Origin of the sequence: Klebsiella pneumoniae, from assembly GCF_000742135.1 — a bacterium.
In the GTDB taxonomy this organism is placed as follows: Bacteria; Pseudomonadota; Gammaproteobacteria; order Enterobacterales; family Enterobacteriaceae; genus Klebsiella; species Klebsiella pneumoniae.
Window position 1 is genome coordinate 3,977,093 of the sequence record NZ_KN046818.1, and the last position, 18,978, is coordinate 3,996,070.

General features: G+C 60.5%; 15 protein-coding genes. 13 read left to right on the top strand and 2 right to left on the bottom strand.

Annotation, left to right across the window (positions count from 1 at the left end; genetic code table 11):
* The first annotated feature begins 13 nt into the window (after positions 1-13).
* The 8 genes from iscU to sseB all read left to right on the top strand — a co-directional run bounded on the left by iscU (position 14) and on the right by sseB (position 5,969).
* Complete coding sequence (gene iscU, locus DR88_RS06850; RefSeq protein WP_002913991.1) at positions 14-400, top strand: Fe-S cluster assembly scaffold IscU; 387 nt, start codon at positions 14-16, stop codon at positions 398-400.
* A gap of 17 nt (positions 401-417) precedes the next feature.
* Positions 418-741: an iron-sulfur cluster assembly protein IscA gene (iscA, locus tag DR88_RS06845; RefSeq protein WP_002913979.1), complete on the top strand. Its 324-nt coding sequence runs from the start codon at positions 418-420 to the stop codon at positions 739-741.
* A 74-nt stretch (positions 742-815) separates the two neighbouring features.
* Entirely contained in the window at positions 816-1,331 is a 516-nt protein-coding gene (hscB, locus tag DR88_RS06840) for a co-chaperone HscB (RefSeq protein WP_004174835.1), read from the top strand.
* 15 nt (positions 1,332-1,346) lie between these two features.
* Positions 1,347-3,197, top strand: a complete 1,851-nt coding sequence (hscA, locus tag DR88_RS06835; RefSeq protein WP_004149343.1) for a Fe-S protein assembly chaperone HscA — start codon at positions 1,347-1,349, stop codon at positions 3,195-3,197.
* Position 3,198: 1 nt separating this feature from the next.
* Positions 3,199-3,534, top strand: a complete 336-nt coding sequence (gene fdx / locus DR88_RS06830) for an ISC system 2Fe-2S type ferredoxin (protein ID WP_002913956.1) — start codon at positions 3,199-3,201, stop codon at positions 3,532-3,534.
* 1 nt (position 3,535) lies between these two features.
* Entirely contained in the window at positions 3,536-3,736 is a 201-nt protein-coding gene (iscX, locus tag DR88_RS06825; protein WP_002913954.1) for a Fe-S cluster assembly protein IscX, read from the top strand.
* Between the two features lie 70 nt (positions 3,737-3,806).
* On the top strand, positions 3,807-5,093 hold the full coding sequence (gene pepB, locus DR88_RS06820) for an aminopeptidase PepB (protein WP_004185110.1): 1,287 nt from the start codon (positions 3,807-3,809) through the stop codon (positions 5,091-5,093).
* Between the two features lie 99 nt (positions 5,094-5,192).
* The gene (gene sseB, locus DR88_RS06815; RefSeq protein ID WP_025860540.1) at positions 5,193-5,969 is read left to right on the top strand and encodes an enhanced serine sensitivity protein SseB; all 777 of its coding nucleotides are present in this window, start codon (positions 5,193-5,195) and stop codon (positions 5,967-5,969) included.
* Positions 5,970-6,039: 70 nt separating this feature from the next.
* On the opposite strand, the gene DR88_RS06810 is transcribed toward sseB, so the two are convergent.
* Both DR88_RS06810 and sseA read right to left on the bottom strand, forming a co-directional pair.
* Entirely contained in the window at positions 6,040-6,882 is an 843-nt protein-coding gene (locus tag DR88_RS06810) for a hypothetical protein (RefSeq protein ID WP_004180898.1), read from the bottom strand.
* Between the two features lie 226 nt (positions 6,883-7,108).
* Positions 7,109-7,966, bottom strand: coding sequence for a 3-mercaptopyruvate sulfurtransferase (gene sseA / locus DR88_RS06805; RefSeq protein WP_002913950.1), 858 nt, complete (start codon positions 7,964-7,966; stop codon positions 7,109-7,111).
* 205 nt (positions 7,967-8,171) lie between these two features.
* On the opposite strand from sseA, the gene DR88_RS06800 reads away from it, so the two are divergent.
* The 5 genes from DR88_RS06800 to rodZ all read left to right on the top strand — a co-directional run bounded on the left by DR88_RS06800 (position 8,172) and on the right by rodZ (position 18,959).
* Complete coding sequence (locus DR88_RS06800) at positions 8,172-13,121, top strand: alpha-2-macroglobulin family protein (RefSeq protein WP_032443964.1); 4,950 nt, start codon at positions 8,172-8,174, stop codon at positions 13,119-13,121.
* Complete coding sequence (pbpC, locus tag DR88_RS06795; RefSeq protein WP_004149339.1) at positions 13,122-15,446, top strand: peptidoglycan glycosyltransferase PbpC; 2,325 nt, start codon at positions 13,122-13,124, stop codon at positions 15,444-15,446.
* A gap of 160 nt (positions 15,447-15,606) precedes the next feature.
* Positions 15,607-16,038: a nucleoside-diphosphate kinase gene (gene ndk / locus DR88_RS06790; protein ID WP_004144312.1), complete on the top strand. Its 432-nt coding sequence runs from the start codon at positions 15,607-15,609 to the stop codon at positions 16,036-16,038.
* Positions 16,039-16,520: 482 nt separating this feature from the next.
* Positions 16,521-17,687 carry a dual-specificity RNA methyltransferase RlmN gene (rlmN, locus tag DR88_RS06785; RefSeq protein WP_002913894.1) on the top strand — a complete coding sequence of 389 codons (1,167 nt, stop codon included), beginning with the start codon at positions 16,521-16,523 and terminating at the stop codon, positions 17,685-17,687.
* A gap of 276 nt (positions 17,688-17,963) precedes the next feature.
* Entirely contained in the window at positions 17,964-18,959 is a 996-nt protein-coding gene (rodZ, locus tag DR88_RS06780; protein WP_004149336.1) for a cytoskeleton protein RodZ, read from the top strand.
* Positions 18,960-18,978 lie beyond the last annotated feature (19 nt).

Consider the following 18,978-nt stretch of genomic DNA (forward strand, 5'->3'; position numbering starts at 1 on the left):
AGGAGAATTCATCATGGCTTACAGCGAAAAAGTTATCGATCATTACGAGAATCCGCGCAACGTCGGCTCTTTTGACAACAGCGACGAGAACGTCGGCAGCGGCATGGTCGGCGCGCCGGCCTGCGGCGACGTGATGAAGCTGCAGATTAAAGTCAACAATGAAGGTATCATTGAAGACGCGCGCTTCAAGACCTACGGCTGCGGTTCCGCTATCGCTTCCAGCTCCCTGGTTACCGAGTGGGTGAAGGGCAAATCGCTGGACGAAGCGCAGGCGATCAAGAACACCGATATCGCCGATGAACTGGAACTGCCGCCGGTGAAAATCCACTGCTCGATCCTGGCGGAAGACGCGATTAAAGCCGCGATTGCGGATTACAAAAGCAAACGTGAAGCAAAATAATTAGTTGAGGTTTTGTTATGTCGATTACTCTTAGCGACAGTGCAGCAGCGCGAGTCAATGCCTTCCTGGCGAACCGCGGTAAAGGGTTTGGCCTGCGCCTGGGCGTAAGAACCTCCGGCTGCTCGGGTATGGCCTATGTACTGGAGTTTGTTGACGAGCCGGCGGCTGAAGACACCGTGTTTGAAGACAAAGGCGTGAAGGTCGTGATCGACGGCAAAAGTCTGCAATTCCTCGACGGCACTCAGCTGGACTTCGTCAAAGAAGGCCTCAACGAAGGGTTCAAATTCACTAACCCTAACGTCAAAGATGAGTGCGGCTGCGGCGAAAGCTTTAACGTATAATCGGTACTCCTCAACCCCACCGCGGTCACGCCGCGCGTGGGGTTTTAATTTAGATGCATGACCCTGAGGTTACTATGGACTATTTCACCCTCTTCGGGTTACCAGCCAGCTATACCCTCTCGCTTGAACAACTGGCTGTCCGGTATCAGGATCTGCAGCGCCAGTACCATCCGGATAAATTTGCCAGCGCGCCTGCGGCGGAACAGCTTGCGGCGGTTCAGCATTCCGCCACTATAAACCAGGCCTGGCAGACGCTGCGCCATCCGCTGACTCGCGCAGAATATCTCCTTTCGCTGCATGGCTTCGATCTGGCCAGCGAGCAGCATACCGTTCGCGATACCGCGTTCCTGATGGAACAGCTGGAATTGCGCGAAGAGCTGGATGAGATCGGCCAGGCGAAAGACGACGCGCGGCTGGAAGGTTTTATCAAACGGGTGAAAGCGCTGTTTGATACCCGTCAGCAGCTGATGGTTGACCAATTGCATAATGAGAGCTGGGAGGCGGCGGCGGACACGGTTCGTAAGCTCCGTTTCCTCGATAAACTGCGCAGCAGTGCTGAAGAACTCGAAGAAAAACTGCTCGATTTTTAATTTTCGGAAGCAATTATGGCCTTATTACAAATTAGTGAGCCCGGCCTGAGCGCCGCGCCGCACCAGCGTCGTCTGGCGGCCGGTATCGACCTGGGCACCACCAATTCTCTGGTGGCTACCGTGCGTAGCGGCCAGGCCGAGACTCTGCCCGATCATCAAGGCCGCTATCTGCTGCCGTCGGTGGTGAACTACCACGCTTCGGGGCTGACCGTCGGCTATGACGCCCGGCTTAACGCCGCTCAGGATCCTGCCAATACCATCAGCTCCGTGAAGCGGATGATGGGGCGCTCCCTCGCCGATATTCAAAACCGTTACCCGCATCTGCCGTATCAGCTGCAGGCCAGTGAAAACGGCCTGCCGATGATCCAGACGGCCGGCGGCCTGCTGAACCCGATTCGCGTCTCCGCCGATATCCTCAAAGCGCTGGCCGCCCGGGCGACCGAAGCGCTGGCCGGCGAACTCGACGGCGTGGTCATTACCGTTCCCGCTTACTTCGATGACGCTCAGCGCCAGGGAACCAAAGACGCGGCGCGTCTGGCGGGCCTGCACGTGCTGCGCCTGCTCAATGAGCCGACCGCGGCGGCTATTGCCTACGGCCTCGACTCCGGCCAGGAAGGGGTGATTGCGGTCTACGATCTCGGCGGCGGCACCTTTGATATCTCCATTCTGCGTTTAAGCCGCGGGGTGTTTGAAGTGCTGGCCACCGGCGGCGACTCGGCTCTCGGCGGCGATGATTTCGATCACCTGCTGGCTGACTACCTGCGCGAGCAGGCGGGCTTCAGCGACCGCAGCGATAACCGTCTGCAGCGTGAGCTGCTGGATGCCGCCATCGCGGCGAAAATCGCCTTGAGCGATGCCGAGGCAGCGCACGTCGAGGTCGGCGGCTGGCAGGGCGATATCACCCGCAGCCAGTTTAACGATCTGATTGCCCCGCTGGTAAAACGTACCCTGATGGCCTGCCGTCGGGCGCTAAAAGACGCTGGCGTTGAAGCGCAAGAAGTGCTGGAAGTGGTGATGGTCGGCGGTTCGACCCGCGTGCCGCTGGTGCGTGAGCGCGTTGGCGAGTTCTTTGGTCGCACTCCGCTGACCTCCATTGACCCGGACAAAGTTGTCGCCATCGGCGCGGCGATCCAGGCCGATATCCTGGTGGGCAACAAGCCGGACAGCGAACTGCTGCTGCTCGACGTTATCCCGCTGTCGTTAGGCCTGGAAACCATGGGCGGCCTGGTGGAGAAAGTGATCCCGCGTAATACCACCATTCCGGTGGCCCGCGCGCAGGAGTTTACCACCTTCAAAGATGGCCAGACGGCGATGTCCATTCACGTGATGCAGGGCGAGCGTGAGCTGGTCCAGGATTGCCGTTCGCTGGCGCGCTTTGCGCTGCGCGGTATCCCGGCGCTGCCGGCGGGCGGGGCGCATATTCGCGTTACCTTCCAGGTGGATGCCGATGGCCTGCTGAGCGTTACGGCGATGGAAAAATCGACCGGCGTGGAAGCCTCCATCCAGGTGAAACCGTCTTACGGTCTGACCGATGGCGAAATCGCCACCATGATTAAAGATTCGATGAGCTACGCCGAACAGGATATTCAGGCGCGCATGCTGGCTGAACAGAAAGTGGAAGCCGCGCGCGTACTGGAGAGCCTGACAAGCGCGCTGGCCGCCGACGCCGCGCTGTTAAGCGCCGCGGAGCGTCAGGCCATCGATGCCGCTGCGGAGCAGGTACGCGCCGCCGCGGCAGGCGACGACGCTGACGCGATTAAAGAAGCGATTAAAAATATCGACACACAAACCCAGGAATTCGCCGCTCGCCGTATGGATCAGTCGGTCCGTATCGCGCTGAAAGGCCAATCCGTGGACGAGGTTTAAAATGCCAAAAATTGTATTTCTGCCCCACCAGGACCTGTGTCCGGATGGCATCGTTGTGGAAGCTGAGACCGGTGAAACCATTCTCGATGCCGCGCTGCGTAGCGGTATCGAAATTGAACACGCCTGCGAAAAATCCTGTGCCTGCACCACCTGCCACTGCATCGTGCGTGAAGGTTTTGACTCGCTGGCGGAAAGTAGCGAAGATGAAGACGACATGCTGGATAAAGCCTGGGGGCTGGAACCTGACAGCCGTCTGAGCTGCCAGGCGCGCGTCACCGACGAAGATCTGGTCGTTGAGATCCCGCGTTACACCATCAACCACGCACGCGAGCACTAATATGGCACTGAAATGGACCGACAGTCGCGAAATCGGCGAAGCCTTGTATGACGCTTACCCGGATCTCGACCCGAAAACCGTTCGCTTTACCGACATGCATCAGTGGATTTGCGATTTGGAAGAGTTTGATGATGATCCAAACGCATCCAATGAAAAAATTCTCGAGGCGATTCTGCTAGTCTGGCTAGACGAGGCCGAATAATTTCGCGTTAAGCGAAAACATTTTAACGGGCTGCCATAGGGTGGCCCGTTTGCTAAGAAGGATAATGATAATGACCGAAGCTATGAAGATTACGCTTTCTACTCAGCCAGCCGATGGTCGCTGGGGAGAAAAAGCGACCTGGAGCATCAATAACGACGGCATCGCTCTACATCTCAACGGTAAAGACGACCTCGGGCTTATCCAGCGCGCGGCGCGCAAAATTGACGGCATGGGCATCAAGCACGTCGCCCTGAGCGGCGAAGGCTGGAACACCGATCGCGCCTGGGCCTTTTGGGCCGGCTATAAAGGGCCGAAAGGTCAGCGTCAGGTCGAATGGCCATCCCTTGACGACGCGCAGCGCAGCGAGCTGGATAACCGCCTGACGATCATCGACTGGGTGCGCGACACCATCAATGCGCCGGCGGAAGAGCTGGGTCCGGAGCAGCTGGCGCAGCGCGCTGTCGACCTGCTGTGCGGCGTGGCGGGTGAGAAGATAAGCTATCGCATCACCAAAGGCGAAGATCTGCGCGAGCAGGGCTATCTTGGTCTGCATACCGTGGGCCGCGGCTCCGAGCGCCCGCCGGTCCTGCTGGCGCTGGACTACAACCCGACCGGCGATAAAGAGGCGCCGGTATACGCCTGCCTGGTGGGCAAAGGCATCACCTTTGATTCCGGCGGCTACAGCATCAAGCAAAGCGCCTTTATGGATTCGATGAAATCCGATATGGGCGGTGCGGCGACTATCACCGGCGCGCTGGCTTTCGCCATTACCCGCGGTCTGAACAAACGCGTGAAGCTGTTCCTGTGCTGCGCCGACAACCTGATCAGCGGTAACGCCTTCAAACTGGGCGATATTATTCATTATCGCAACGGCAAAACCGTTGAAGTTATGAACACTGACGCGGAAGGCCGCCTGGTGCTGGCGGATGGCCTGATTGACGCCTCGGCGCAGAAGCCAGAGCTGATCATCGACGCCGCCACCCTGACCGGCGCGGCGAAAACCGCGTTGGGCAATGATTACCACGCGCTGTTCAGCTTTGACGATGCGCTGGCGAATCGCCTGCTGGCGAGCGCTCAGGCGGAAAACGAAGCCTTCTGGCGTCTGCCGCTGGCCGAGTTCCACCGCAACCAGCTGCCGTCCAACTTTGCTGACCTGAACAACACCGGCAGCGCGGCCTATCCGGCCGGCGCCAGCACCGCGGCGGGCTTCCTGTCCCACTTCGTGGAAAACTACCATCAGGGTTGGCTGCATATCGACTGTTCGGCAACCTACCGCAAATCTGCCGTTGAGCAGTGGTCGGCGGGCGCCACCGGGCTTGGCGTGCGTACCATTGCTAACCTGCTGACAGCTGAGTAATGGCCTTGCCGGGTGGCGCCCGCGCTTACCCGGCCAGGAAAACCATATGCCCGCGTGGACGAATGGCCGCCGGGCAATTCATTGTGAAGTAGCCAAACTATGTCAGATACAAAAAATGAATTAGAAACCCTGCTGGAAAAAGCGGCGACTGAGCCTGCCCATCGTCCGGCATTTTTCAGCGCGCTGCTGGAGGCCACCGTCTGGGTGCCGGGCAGGGCAGCCGATGGCGAGCAGATTGTCGAAGATAGCGCGCTGGATCTGCAGCATTGGGAAAAAGACGACGGTACCTCGGTGATTCCATTCTTTACCTCGCTGGAGGCGCTGCAGCAGGCGGTGGCGGATGAACAGGCCTTCGTGATGATGCCGGCCCGCACGCTGATGGCGATGACGCTGGGCGAATCGTTATTCCTCAACCCGAAGCTGCAGAGCGGCAAAGAGTTCACCCCACGGGAAATCAGCCATCTGTTAGGCGAAGAGGGCAGCCCACTGAGCACCCAGACGGTACTGGAAGGCGGCGAAGCGCTGCTGCTGTCTGAGGTCGCCGAACCGCCGGCGCAGATGGTCGATTCGCTGACCACGTTGTTCAAAACGCTGAAGACCGTCAAGCGGGCGTTTCTGTGCTCGATTAAAGAGCGCGCCGACGCGCCGGCAAACTTATTGATCGGGATTGAAGCGGAAGGGGATATTGAAGCCATTATCCAGACCACCGGCAGCGTGGCCACCGATACCTTGCCAGGCGACGAACCTATCGATATTTGCCAGGTGGTGGAAGGCGAGAAGGGCATCAGCCACTTTATGATTGCCCATATCACGCCGTTCTATGAAAAGCGCTGGGGCAGCTTCCTGCGCGATTTTAAGCAGAACCGCATTATCTGACAGCGGGGGCGGCAGCCCCCGCTGTTTCTTTCTGCTTCCAGTTCGAGGCACAAAAGCGGGGTGGCAAAAGCTAATGCAGGGCGGCAAAGATTCGCGGATAGGCAGACACCATGTGATAGAGGAGAAATCCCGTCACGCACAGTGTGACAATGCCGTTGAAGAGCGCCATATCCCCGCGCCAGGCCCGGCACCTCTCTTCGCCCAGCAGAGAACGTAGCGCTGCCACCAGCCCGCCGACCAGCATAAACGCCAGTAACACCCCTGCCATTTGCGCGATAACAATGTACCAGCCCAGCGGCGTATTCACGCCCCGGGCGCTCATCAGCGCGATCTGCGCCGGCAAAATCGTCTGGAACCCGAGGGTAAGTATCATGAGAAGACGCAGGTCCGCCAGCTGAGCGTCGAACGTGCGGGCCAGGCGCCGGGCGTCACGCAGGAGCAGCACCCCTGACGCCACCGCCGCGGCAACGCTGATGTGCTGGAGAATAAAAATATATAACGCCAGGGTTCCGGATGGGACCCGGGACAAAAAGAACAGATTGCAAAAGACAATGACCAGCAGGCCAAATTTTGTGACCCAGGCACGGAATACCTCGCCGGGCCAGCGACGGCTTGACGCTGGGTTATGCATCATCCACGCGGCAAGGGTCGACTTACCGTAACCGGGCGCGAGCAGCACCATCAGAAAACCCAGCAGCGCCTGATGGCAATAGGTGACTAACGGAACGTCTTCGAGAGTGACCCCGAGAAAGCGGGTATACACGGAGACTGGCGCAGGCACCAAGCTTAGCCATGTCCGGTTCCATTGCGGCCAAAAATAAAGGATCGCGCCGCCTGCCAGCAGGCCAGCTATACCTCCCAGCCAGGGAAGGCGCGGTGAATAAGCCGAATGTGGGTTAGAGACTAATGCCATTTTCACTCCTTGTGGTGACATCAGATTGGGATGGACTGGATGCGCTATCAGCCCTGAGGAATTCTGTACCAGTGCTCTGCCTCCCCATCAGGCAAAGCGAACTCGGCAGGAACAAGCCCTGCGGCAGCACAGAGTAACCGGTTTAGCGAGAAGCAGAAGAAAGTGGGAGAGAAAATCAGAAATTATTTAGTGACCGCGGAACGGGAGGCCCGCGGTCACGCCGTGTTTACGGAGCGGCAGGGGCCGGTTCAATCGGCAGATCGCTCCGCGCGCCCCATTCGCTCCAGGAGCCGTCATACAGGCAGACGCCGTTCACGCCAAGCGTGGTGAGCGCCAGCACGACCACCGCCGCCGTCACCCCCGAGCCGCAGCTGGCGATGATCGGCCGTTCAAAATCGACACCCTGACGTAAAAAGATGTCGTTCAGCTCGTCAACGGTTTTCAGTTCGCCGTTAATCACCAGATCCGTCCACGGTACGTTCAGCGCGCCGGGGATATGCCCGCGGCGCAGGCCCGGGCGCGGTTCGTCGGCCTGGCCGTTAAACCGGGCCGCCGGACGGGCATCGACAATCTGCGCCGATCCTTCATGGCTGACCAACAGGACGTCGGTCAGACGCTTAATTTGTTGAGGATCGAACCGCACGTCGAATTCCCCTTCGGCCACCTCCGGCATCCCTTGTTCCAGCGGCAGTTCGTCGCGCCGCCAGCCCTCCAGCCCGCCGGCCAGAATTGACACCTTCTCTACGCCAAAGGTGCGCAGCATCCACCACGCGCGCGGGGCGGAAAACAGATTGCCTTCGTCATAGACCACCAGATGCTTATCGCTGCAGACGCCCAGTTCGCGCATGGCGACGGCAAACGCTTCGGCCCGCGGCATCATATGCGGCAGCGGACTGGTGTGGTCGGATAGCGCCTCGATATCGAAAAACAGCGCGTTCGGCACATGGCCGGCGCGGTATTCCGCGGCCATATCCCGCAGGGCCTCCTGCCCGGCGGGCGCCATGCGGGCGTCGATAATCTGAATTTCCGGGTCATCAATATGTTCTGCCAGCCAGTCGGCAGCGACAAAAAACGAGGTGGACATAGGTGCCTCCGTTTTATTATTCATGACTGAATTGTCGGCGTTTTAGCTGGCGCTGACAAGTTAAGGACGCCAGAGTGGGGACGGCGTCACGGCACTTTTCTGATTAATCGGCAGAAACCCGCTTCGTCACTGTTGAGAAGCGCCGCCATAACGCATAATAAATGTGACAAATTGCATCAGGCTCATCGGCCGAGGGGTTAGAAGGATGAAACCATTTCGTTTAGCGGCGCTATCACTGGCGCTCCTTACCGCATTTTCATTAACCGGGTGTGATGACAGCGGTACACCGCAGGCCTCGGCCCCGGCGCCAGCCGCGGATAGCAACCCAGGCGCGACGGCAAAACCGGACCGCGCCCAGCTGGCGGCGCTGGCGGAAAAAAGCCAGGGTAAAGCGCTGACGCTCCTCGACGCCTCGGAGGTGCAACTGGATGGCGCCGCGACCCTGGTGCTGACGTTTTCCGTCCCGCTGCAGCCGGACCAGGATTTCTCGCGCAGCGTGCATCTGGTCGACAAGAAAAGCGGTAAGGTGGACGGTGCCTGGGAGCTGGCGCCGAATCTGAAAGAGCTGCGTCTGCGTCACCTTGAGCCAAAGCGCGAGCTGATTGTCTCAGTCGACCCGACGCTGACCGCCCTGAACAAGGCGACGCTCGATAAACCGTTTGAGAAGACCCTGACCACCCGCGATATCGCACCGAGCGTTGGGTTTGCCAGCCGCGGCTCGCTGCTGCCGGGCAACGTGGTCGCCGGGCTGCCGGTGATGGCGCTGAACGTCGATAATGTCGACGTTAATTTCTTCCGCATTAAGCCGGAATCGCTCTCCGCCTTTGTCAGTCAGTGGGAATACCGTAACTCGTTAAGCAACTGGGAATCTGATGAACTGCTGAAGATGGCGGATCTGGTCTATACCGGCCGCTTCGATCTCAACCCGGCGCGTAATACTCGCGAAAAGCTGCTGCTGCCGCTGAGCGATATCAAGCCGCTCCAGCAGCCTGGCGTCTACGTGGCGGTCATGAACCCGGCGGGCCGTTATAGCTACAGCAACGCGGCGACGCTGTTTACCCTCAGCGATATCGGCGTCTCGGCGCATCGCTACCATAACCGGCTGGACGTTTTTACCCAGAGTCTGGAAAACGGCGCCGCCCAGTCGGGCATTGAGGTGCAGTTGCTCAATGCCAAAGGGCAGACCCTGGCGGAAGCGAAAAGCGACAGCCAGGGCCACGTCACCCTGCAAACCGATAAAGAAGCCGCGCTGCTGCTGGCGCGCAAAGAGGGGCAGACCACGCTCCTCGACCTCAAGCTGCCGGCGCTGGATCTGGCGGAATTCTCTATCGCAGGCGCGCCCGGCTTTAGCAAACAGTTCTTTATGTTTGGCCCGCGCGATCTCTATCGTCCCGGCGAAACGGTGATCCTTAATGCGCTGTTGCGCGATAGCGACGGCAAGCCGCTGGCGGAGCAGCCGGTGAAACTGGAGGTGGTTCAGCCGGACGGCCAGGTGATCCGCTCGGTGATGAGTAAACCAGTGAATGGCCTGTACCAGTTTACTTATCCGCTCGACAGCGGCGCGGCTACCGGCATGTGGCACATTCGCGCCAGCGCCGGCGACAACCAGCCGCGCGAATGGGATTTCCACGTTGAAGACTTTATGCCGGAACGCATGGCCCTGAACCTGACGCCGCAGGCCGCGCCAGTCGCGCCGGATGCCGACGTCACCTTTGGCGTTAGCGGCGCTTATCTCTACGGCGCGCCGGCCAGCGGCAACCAGCTGCAGGGCAAGCTGTTCCTGCGCCCGCTGCGCGACGCCGTCGCTGCGCTGCCGGGCTTCCAGTTCGGCGATATTGCGGAAGAAAACCTCTCCCGTAGTCTGGATGAAGTCCAGCTGACGCTGGACGAAAAAGGCCATGGCGAAGTGACTACCTCAAGCCAGTGGCAGGATAGCCATTCGCCGCTGCAGGTGGTGTTGCAGGCCAGCCTGCTGGAATCCGGCGGTCGCCCGGTGACCCGTACGGTTAAGCAGCCGATCTGGCCCGCCGAGGCGCTGCCGGGGATCCGCCCGCAATTTACGCTGAAGGACGTTTACGATTACCTCACCGATACCACCGTGAAACAGCCGGTGGTGGATGAAAACAGTAACGCCGCGTTTGATATCGTCTATGCCGACGTCAAAGGCGAGAAAAAAGCGATCTCCGGTCTCCAGGTGCGGCTGATCCGCGAGCGACGCGACTACTACTGGAACTGGTCCGACAGCGAAGGCTGGCAGTCGCAGTTCGATCAAAAAGATCTGCAGGAGGGCGAGGAGTCGCTAGACCTGCAGGCCGGCCAGATCGGCAAAGTGAGCTTCCCGGTGGAGTGGGGATCCTATCGCCTGGAGGTGAAAGGACCGGACGACGTGGTCAGCAGCGTGCGCTTCTGGGCGGGCTACAGCTGGCAGGATAACAGCGAAGGCGCCGGCGCGGCGCGTCCTGACCGGGTCACCATGAAGCTGGATAAACCGAGCTATAAACCGGGCGACACCATCAGGCTGCACATCGCCGCCCCGGCGGCGGGTAAAGGCTACGCAATGGTGGAATCCAGCGAAGGGCCGCTGTGGTGGCAGGAAATTGACGTCCCGGCGGAGGGGATGGACCTGTCGATCCCGGTGGATAAAACCTGGAATCGCCACGACCTCTACCTCAGCACGCTGGTGGTTCGTCCCGGCGATAAATCGCGCTCGGCAACGCCGAAACGCGCGGTGGGCCTGCTGCATCTGCCGCTGGGCGATGAAAACCGTCGCCTGACGCTGGCGCTGGAGGCCCCGGACAAAATTCGCCCCAACCAGCCGCTGACGGTGAAAGTGAAAGCCAGCGTCAAAGAGGGCGAGGCGCCGAAACAGGTCAATGTCCTGCTCTCGGCGGTGGATAGCGGGGTACTGAATATCACCGATTACGCTACCCCGGATCCGTGGAACGCCTTCTTTGGCCAGAAGCGTTACGGCGCAGATATCTATGACATCTACGGCCAGGTGATCGAAGGGCAGGGACGTGTGGCCAGCCTGCGCTTCGGCGGCGATGGCGACGAGTTAAAACGCGGCGGCAAACCGCCGGTCAACCACGTGACGATCGTCGCCCAGCAGGCGCAGCCGGTGGTATTGAACGATCAGGGCGAAGGCACGGTGACGTTACCCATTGGCGATTTTAACGGCGAGCTGCGGGTGATGGCCCAGGCGTGGACGGCGGATGACTTCGGCAGCAGCGAAGATAAAGTGGTGGTGGCCGCCCCGGTCATCGCCGAACTGAACACCCCGCGCTTCCTCGCCAGCGGCGATACCACACGGCTGGCGCTGGATCTCAGCAATCTGACCGATAAACCGCAAACCCTGCAGGTACATCTTACCGCCAGCGGGCTGGTAACGTTGAGCGAGGGCCAACTGCCGCCGGTGCAACTGGCGCCGGGGGCGCGCAGCACGCTGTTTATACCAGTGAGCGCGCTGGCGGGCTTCGGCGATGGTCAGGTTAATGCCACCATCAGCGGCCTGAGCCTGCCGGGCGAAACCTTCGCCCCGCTGCAAAAACAGTGGAAAATCGGCGTGCGTCCGGCGTACCCGGCACAGACCGTCAACAGCGGCGCAGCGCTGCAGCCAGGTGAAAGCTGGCAGCCGCCGGCGGCGCAGAGCCAGGGCTTTGCCCCGCAAACGCTGCAGGGCCAACTGCTGCTCAGCGGTAAACCACCGTTGAATCTCGCCCGCTATATCCGCGAGCTGAAAGCCTATCCTTACGGCTGCCTTGAGCAGACCGCCAGCGGCCTGTTCCCGTCCCTGTATACCAGCGCGGCGCAGCTAAAGGCGCTGGGCATTAGCGGGGACAGCGACGAAAAACGCCGCGCGGCCATCGATGTCGGTATTTCACGCCTGCTGCAGATGCAGCTGGAAAACGGCGGCTTTGCGCTATGGGATAGAGAGGGGCCGGAAGAGTACTGGCTGACCGCCTACGCCATGGACTTCCTCGTGCGTGCCAGCGAGCAGGGCTATAGCGTACCGGTCAACGCCATTAATAAAGGCAACGAGCGCCTGCTGCGCTATCTGCAGGAGCCGGGCCTGATGACCGTGCGCTACAGCGACGACGCCCAGGCCAGCCGCTTTGCCGCCCAGGCATACGCCGCGCTGGTGCTGGCGCGTCAGCAAAAAGCGCCGCTCGGCGCCTTGCGTGAAATCTGGAGCCGTCACGACCAGGCGCGATCCGGCTTGCCGCTGCTGCAGCTCGGCATTGCGCTGAAAACTATGGGCGATGCGCCGCGCGGCGACGCCGCCCTGAAGCTGGCGGTTGCCACCCCGCGCCAGGATGAGAATCGTTGGCTGGGCGATTACGGTAGCCCGCTGCGCGACAACGCCCTGAAACTGGCGCTGCTGGAAGAGAATAAGCTGCTGCCGGAGGTGCAAAATCAGCTGTTGAGCACGCTGTCGGAAGAGGCCTATGGCCAGCGCTGGCTGTCGACCCAGGAAACCAACGCCTTGTTCCTTGCCGGACGTACGCTGGCGGACCTGCCGGGCAGCTGGCAGGCGAAAACCTCGCTGCAGGCGGAGCCGTTGGCCGGCGACAAAGCGCAAACCCGCAACCTCGACGGCGATCGGCTGGCGGCGCTGCAGGTGAGTAATACCGGCAGTCAGCCGCTGTGGCTGCGTCTCGACAGCAGCGGCTATCCGCAAAGCGCGCCGCAGCCGGGCGGTAACGTCCTGGGGATTGAACGCACTATTTTCGATACCCAGGGGCAGCAGAAATCGCTGTCTTCACTGCGCAGCGGCGAACTGGTGCTCGTCAAGCTGGAGGTGACCGCCAAACGCAACGTGCCTGACGCGCTGGTGGTTGATCTGTTGCCAGCCGGTCTGGAGCTGGAAAACCAGAATCTGGCCAACAGCAGCGCCAGCCTGCAGGAGAATGGCGACGCGGTGCAAAACCTGCTTAACCAGATGCAGCAGGCGGATATTCAGCATATCGAGTTCCGCGATGACCGTTTCGTCGCCGCCGTCGCTGTCAATGAAGGCCAGCCGGTGACGCTGGTCTATCTGGCGCGGGCGGTGACGCCGGGCACTTATCAGGTCCCGCAGCCGCAGGTGGAATCGATGTATGCGCCGCAGTGGCGGGCGACAGGAGCGGCCAGCGGTCCGCTCACCGTGACGCCGTAAATGCGCGTATTGCCTCGGGTAAAACGCCGCTGGCGCTGGCTGGCGGCGTTTATTTTTCTGCTGTGGCTGGCGGTGCTGGCGGCCGATCGCCTGTGGCCGCTGCCGCTGCATGACGTCACGCCTGCCCGTGTGGTGGTGGCGGAAGACGGGACGCCGCTGTGGCGGTTTGCCGACGCGCAGGGCGTCTGGCGTTATCCGGTCACGCTCGCCGACGTGTCGCCGCGCTATCTGCAGGCGCTCATCCAGTATGAAGACCGCTGGTTCTGGCGCCATCCGGGGGTCAATCCCTTCGCGGTGCTGCGCGCCGCCTGGCAGGATCTTACTTCCGGGCGAGTTATCTCGGGCGGCAGCACGCTTACCATGCAGGTGGCACGCCTGCTTGATCCCCATCCACGCACCTTCGGCGGCAAGCTGCGCCAGCTGTGGCGAGCGCTGCAGCTGGAGTGGCATCTGTCAAAAAGCGACATTCTAACCCTCTATCTGAACCGCGCGCCGTTTGGCGGCACCCTGCAGGGGATCGGCGCGGCCAGCTGGGCCTATCTCGGTAAGCCGCCTGCCAGTCTTAGCTACGGCGAGGCGGCGCTGCTGGCGGTACTTCCCCAGGCGCCCAGTCGTTTACGTCCGGACCGCTGGCCGCAGCGGGCCCAGGCGGCGCGTGATAAAGTGCTTACGCGAATGGTCAGCCAGGGCGTCTGGCCGGAACAGGCGGTAAAGGAAGCGATGGAGGAGCCAGTATGGCTGTTTCCGCGCCAGATGCCGCAGCTGGCGCCGCTTTTTTCACGCCGGGCGCTGGCGACCAGTCGTGATGAAAAGGTGGTGACGACTCTGGATGCCGGACTGCAGCGGCAACTGGAAGATCTGGCGCTGAACTGGAAATCGCGCCTGCCGCCGCGCAGTTCGCTGGCGATGGTCGTCGTCGACCACACGGATATGAAAGTTCGCGGCTGGGTGGGCTCGGCGGATATCACCGACGACAGCCGCTTCGGCCATATTGATATGGTCTCGGCGGTACGCTCGCCGGGGTCGGTGCTGAAACCCTTTATCTACGCGATGGCGATGGATGAGGGGCTGATTCACCCGGCATCGCTATTACAGGATGTGCCACGGCGTTTTAGCGATTATCGCCCCGGTAATTTCGACAGCGGGTTTCATGGCCCGGTGAGCGCCAGCGAGGCGCTGGTTCGGTCGCTGAATCTGCCGGCGGTGCAGGTGCTCGAAGCCTATGGACCAAAACGCTTTGCGGCTAATTTACGCAACGCCGGGCTGCCCCTGACGCTGCCCGCTGGCGCAGAGCCGAATCTGTCGCTAATCCTCGGCGGCGCCGGGGCGCGGCTGGAAGATATTGTCGCGGCGTACAGCGCCTTCGCCCGCCATGGCAAGGCGGCGCGGCTGCGCCTGAAGCCGAGCGACCCATTGACCGAGCGCGCGCTGATGTCGCCCGGGGCGGCATGGATCGTCCGGCGTATTTTGGCCGGCGAAGCGCAACCGGTTCCCGATGCCTCGCTGCCGCAGGCGGTGCCGCTGGCGTGGAAAACCGGCACCAGCTACGGCTATCGCGACGCGTGGGCGGTCGGCCTCAATGCGCGATATCTGATAGGCATCTGGACCGGGCGCCCGGACGGTACGCCGGTGGTGGGCCAGTTTGGCTTCGCCAGCGCCGTACCGCTGCTCAACCAGGTCAATAATCTGCTGCTGGCCCGCCCGGCGATGAGCCGCGGCGGGCTGCCGAGCGATCCGCGCCCGGCAACGGTCAGCCAGGGGACAATCTGCTGGCCTGGCGGGCAGGATCTGCCGGCGGGCGACAGCAACTGTCGTCGTCGCCTGACCAGCTGGCTTTTGGATGCCAGCCAGCCGCCGACTCTGCTGCTGCCGGGGCAGGAGAGCATACGCGGGATCCGCTTCCCGGTGTGGCGCAATGAACACGGCGAACGGGTGGCTGCGGATTGTCCCGGCGCTCGGGAAAGCCAGGTCGAAGTCTGGCCGCTGCCGCTGGATCCCTGGCTGCCGGCCAGTGAAAGGCGGCTCGCGCGCCTGGGACCGGCATCGGAGTCATGCCCGCCGTTACAGACTCAGGATACCGCGCCGCTGGTGCTGTCCGGCATCCGTGATGGGGCGGTGATAAAACGTCTCCCGGGTGAGGCGCGGGTGATGTTGCCGCTACAAACCAGCGGTGGGGAGGGGCGGCGCTGGTGGTTTATTAATGGCGAACCGTTAGAGGCCGCCGGCGCAAGAACCACGCTAATGCTGGATAAACCCGGCGAGTGGCAGTTGGTAGTGATGGATGAAGCGGGTCAGACGGCAGCCGCCAGCTTTACCCTGCAATAACCAGGGTGAATTTGTTGTTGGCGGTTTGTGTTTTCAATACTCATCTTATTTTAACAAAATGTTACCTTCATCCGTAGGCAGGGGCGGGGATGCTCATTATAATGCGCGCCAGGCCATACAATCGTATGTGCAACAACAGAACATTTAATTAGAGGTAATCATGGCTATTGAACGTACTTTTTCCATCATCAAACCAAACGCGGTGGCAAAAAACGTTATTGGCAGCATCTTTTCCCGCTTTGAAGCTGCAGGGTTCAAAATCGTCGGCACCAAAATGCTGCACCTGACCGTTGAACAGGCTCGTGGTTTCTATGCTGAGCACGAAGGTCGCCCGTTCTTCGACGGTCTGGTTGAGTTCATGACCTCCGGCCCGATCGTGGTTTCCGTTCTGGAAGGCGAAAATGCGGTACAGCGTCACCGTGACCTGCTGGGCGCCACCAATCCGGCAAACGCCCTGGCGGGTACCCTGCGCGCTGACTACGCTGACAGCTTCACCGAGAACGGCACCCACGGTTCCGACTCTGTAGAATCCGCTGCCCGCGAAATCGCGTTCTTCTTTGCTGAAGGCGAGGTTTGCCCGCGCACTCGCTAATCTCCTGCGTCTTTCACGCCACAGCATTGTTGGCTTCCTTCGCGCACCCCGGTCACATAGTTATCTATGCTCCCGGGGATTTGCGAACTCGCCGTCTCGCTGTGACCTGAAATACTTTGGAGATACAAACCTCGTCTTTTCGACCGTCGCGGGTCGGCTGCGCGCGTTCACCCCGGTCACATAGTTATCTATGCTCCCGGGGATTAATGAGAGGCTCCTGCCTCTCACCGGAGGCCAGCCTACGGCTGGTCAAATTCGTTCCCGACGAATTTGTCACTTGCTTGCCGCCTTGCGACAATCGAAAAGCCTTAGAGGATTGAGCAGTCAGTTACAGATTTTTTTTCATTGCTTTGTGCAAACGTGGCAATGATGCGCCAGAATTTGTAGAATATAGCGCCCCTGGACGAGCAGTCGCTCTCCGGGGCGTTTCTTTTTCAACCCACCTGGGGCCATAACGTGTAATAACGAGGCCGGAAAATATTATGTCTGAACAAATTGTCACGCCTGATACCGCCGCTCTGACGGTGCCGAACAAAGATGCCAAAATCAACCTGCTGGATTTAAACCGTCAGCAGATGCGCGAGTTTTTCAAAAACATGGGCGAGAAGCCTTTCCGCGCCGATCAGGTGATGAAATGGATGTATCACTACTGCTGCGACGACTTTGATGAGATGACCGACATCAACAAAGTCCTGCGCAGTAAACTGAAAGAAGTGGCGGAGATCCGCGCCCCGGAAGTGGTTGAAGAGCAACGCTCAACCGACGGGACCATTAAATGGGCGATTGCCGTTGGCGATCAGCGCGTCGAGACCGTCTATATCCCGGAAGAAGACCGCGCCACCCTGTGCGTCTCCTCCCAGGTAGGCTGCGCGCTGGAGTGCAAATTCTGCTCCACCGCCCAGCAGGGCTTTAACCGCAACCTGCGGGTATCCGAAATTATCGGCCAGGTCTGGCGCGCGGCGAAGATCGTCGGCGCGGTGAAGACCACCGGCGTGCGTCCCATTACCAACGTAGTAATGATGGGCATGGGCGAGCCGCTGCTGAACCTCAACAACGTCGTTCCGGCGATGGAAATCATGCTCGACGATTTCGGCTTTGGCCTTTCCAAGCGTCGTGTGACCTTGTCTACCTCCGGCGTGGTGCCGGCGCTGGATAAACTCGGCGATATGATCGACGTTGCGCTGGCGATCTCCTTGCACGCGCCGAACGACACCATTCGCGACGAAATCGTCCCGATCAACAAAAAGTACAACATCGAGACGTTCCTCAACTCGGTGCGCGGCTATATTTCGAAGTCCAACGCCAACCAGGGCCGGGTGACCATCGAGTACGTGATGCTGGATCACGTCAACGACGGCACCGAGCACGCCCATGAGCTGGCGGCGCTGCTGAAAGATACGCCGTGCAAGATCAACCTGATCCCATGGAACCCGTTCCCGGGCGCGCCGTATGGCCGCAGCTCCAACAGCCGCATCGACCGTTTCTCCAAAGTCCTGATGGAGTACGGCTTTACGACCATCGTGCGTAAAACGCGCGGCGACGATATCGATGCCGCCTGCGGCCAGCTGGCGGGCGACGTCATTGACCGTACCAAGCGTACGCTGCGTAAGCGGATGCAGGGCGAAGCGATTGACGTAAAAGCGGTCTGACAAATGATGACCCGTGCAGCGCAGGCGGCACGGGTCATATTTATGGCCGATAGCCAGGCGAAATACGCTGATTCGGTTAATAATTACGGTGCGTTTTTGTCGACTTTGAGGCAGTATGTAGCGGCACAACAACCGCTTAGCATTCAATTTTGATTCGTCTCTGTGATCGCGCGGCTGACAGTCCTATACTGTGAGGCTGACGTAGCACAGATGTCTCGCGGCGCCGGCTTTTTCCCGCGCTGAACTTTAAATTTCACGTACCAGTAGTTGTAGCGAATGAATACTGAAGCCACTCAAGATCATCAAGAAGCAAACACCACGGGCGCGCGTCTGCGTCACGCCCGCGAACAACTCGGACTTAGCCAGCAAGCGGTGGCCGAACGCTTATGCCTGAAGGTGTCCACGGTTCGTGATATTGAAGACGATAAGGCCCCCGCCGACCTCGCTTCCACCTTCCTGCGCGGGTACATCCGCTCCTACGCTCGCCTCGTACATATTCCAGAAGACGAGCTGCTGCCGATGATGGCCAAGCAGGCGCCCATCCGCGCGGCGAAAGTCGCGCCAATGCAGAGTTTCTCTTTAGGCAAGCGCCGCAAAAAGCGCGACGGCTGGCTGATGAGCTTCACCTGGCTGGTGCTGTTTGTGGTTATCGGTCTGAGCGGCGCCTGGTGGTGGCAAGACCATAAGGCGCAGCAGGAAGAGATTTCGACTATGGCCGATCAGTCTTCCGCAGAGCTGAACGGCGGCGACGCCAACAGCCAGAACGTGCCGCTGGATACCAGCGCCCCTGCAGCCCCGACCGCCGATAGCGCCGCGAACAGCGCGCCAACCGATACCGCCAGCGCACCGACCACCAGCGCGCCGGCTCAGACGCCAGCGGATAATAACGCTGTCGTGGCGCCTTCCCAGGCCAATGTCGATACCGCGGGGACGACGCCGGCAGCTCCGGCTACCACCCCAGCCTCGCCGTTGCCGACCGATCAGGCGAACGTCACGACTCCGGCGGCGTCGGCGCAGGATCTGGTGATGAACTTTTCCGCCGACTGCTGGCTGGAAGTGAGCGATGCCACCGGTAAAAAACTGTTCAGCGGCCTGCAGCGTAAAGGCGGTAACCTGAACCTGAGCGGTCAGGCGCCGTATAAGCTGAAAATTGGCGCCCCGGCCGCGGTACAGATCCAGTATCTGGGCAAGCCTGTCGATTTAAGTCGTTTTATCAGAACTAACCAGGTTGCGCGTCTGACCCTCAATGCCGAATCATCACCGGCGCAGTAACAGACGGGTAACGCGGGAG

What these genes read in the sequence shown, in the direction of transcription:
- iscU (WP_002913991.1), top strand. Translation starts at nt 14, where the DNA reads ATGGCTTACAGCGAAAAAGTTATCGATCATTACGAGAATCCGCGCAAC.
- iscA (WP_002913979.1), top strand. Translation starts at nt 418, where the DNA reads ATGTCGATTACTCTTAGCGACAGTGCAGCAGCGCGAGTCAATGCCTTC.
- hscB (WP_004174835.1), top strand. Translation starts at nt 816, where the DNA reads ATGGACTATTTCACCCTCTTCGGGTTACCAGCCAGCTATACCCTCTCG.
- hscA (WP_004149343.1), top strand. Translation starts at nt 1,347, where the DNA reads ATGGCCTTATTACAAATTAGTGAGCCCGGCCTGAGCGCCGCGCCGCAC.
- fdx (WP_002913956.1), top strand. Translation starts at nt 3,199, where the DNA reads ATGCCAAAAATTGTATTTCTGCCCCACCAGGACCTGTGTCCGGATGGC.
- iscX (WP_002913954.1), top strand. Translation starts at nt 3,536, where the DNA reads ATGGCACTGAAATGGACCGACAGTCGCGAAATCGGCGAAGCCTTGTAT.
- pepB (WP_004185110.1), top strand. Translation starts at nt 3,807, where the DNA reads ATGACCGAAGCTATGAAGATTACGCTTTCTACTCAGCCAGCCGATGGT.
- sseB (WP_025860540.1), top strand. Translation starts at nt 5,193, where the DNA reads ATGTCAGATACAAAAAATGAATTAGAAACCCTGCTGGAAAAAGCGGCG.
- DR88_RS06810 (WP_004180898.1), bottom strand. Translation starts at nt 6,882, where the DNA reads ATGGCATTAGTCTCTAACCCACATTCGGCTTATTCACCGCGCCTTCCC.
- sseA (WP_002913950.1), bottom strand. Translation starts at nt 7,966, where the DNA reads ATGTCCACCTCGTTTTTTGTCGCTGCCGACTGGCTGGCAGAACATATT.
- DR88_RS06800 (WP_032443964.1), top strand. Translation starts at nt 8,172, where the DNA reads ATGAAACCATTTCGTTTAGCGGCGCTATCACTGGCGCTCCTTACCGCA.
- pbpC (WP_004149339.1), top strand. Translation starts at nt 13,122, where the DNA reads ATGCGCGTATTGCCTCGGGTAAAACGCCGCTGGCGCTGGCTGGCGGCG.
- ndk (WP_004144312.1), top strand. Translation starts at nt 15,607, where the DNA reads ATGGCTATTGAACGTACTTTTTCCATCATCAAACCAAACGCGGTGGCA.
- rlmN (WP_002913894.1), top strand. Translation starts at nt 16,521, where the DNA reads ATGTCTGAACAAATTGTCACGCCTGATACCGCCGCTCTGACGGTGCCG.
- rodZ (WP_004149336.1), top strand. Translation starts at nt 17,964, where the DNA reads ATGAATACTGAAGCCACTCAAGATCATCAAGAAGCAAACACCACGGGC.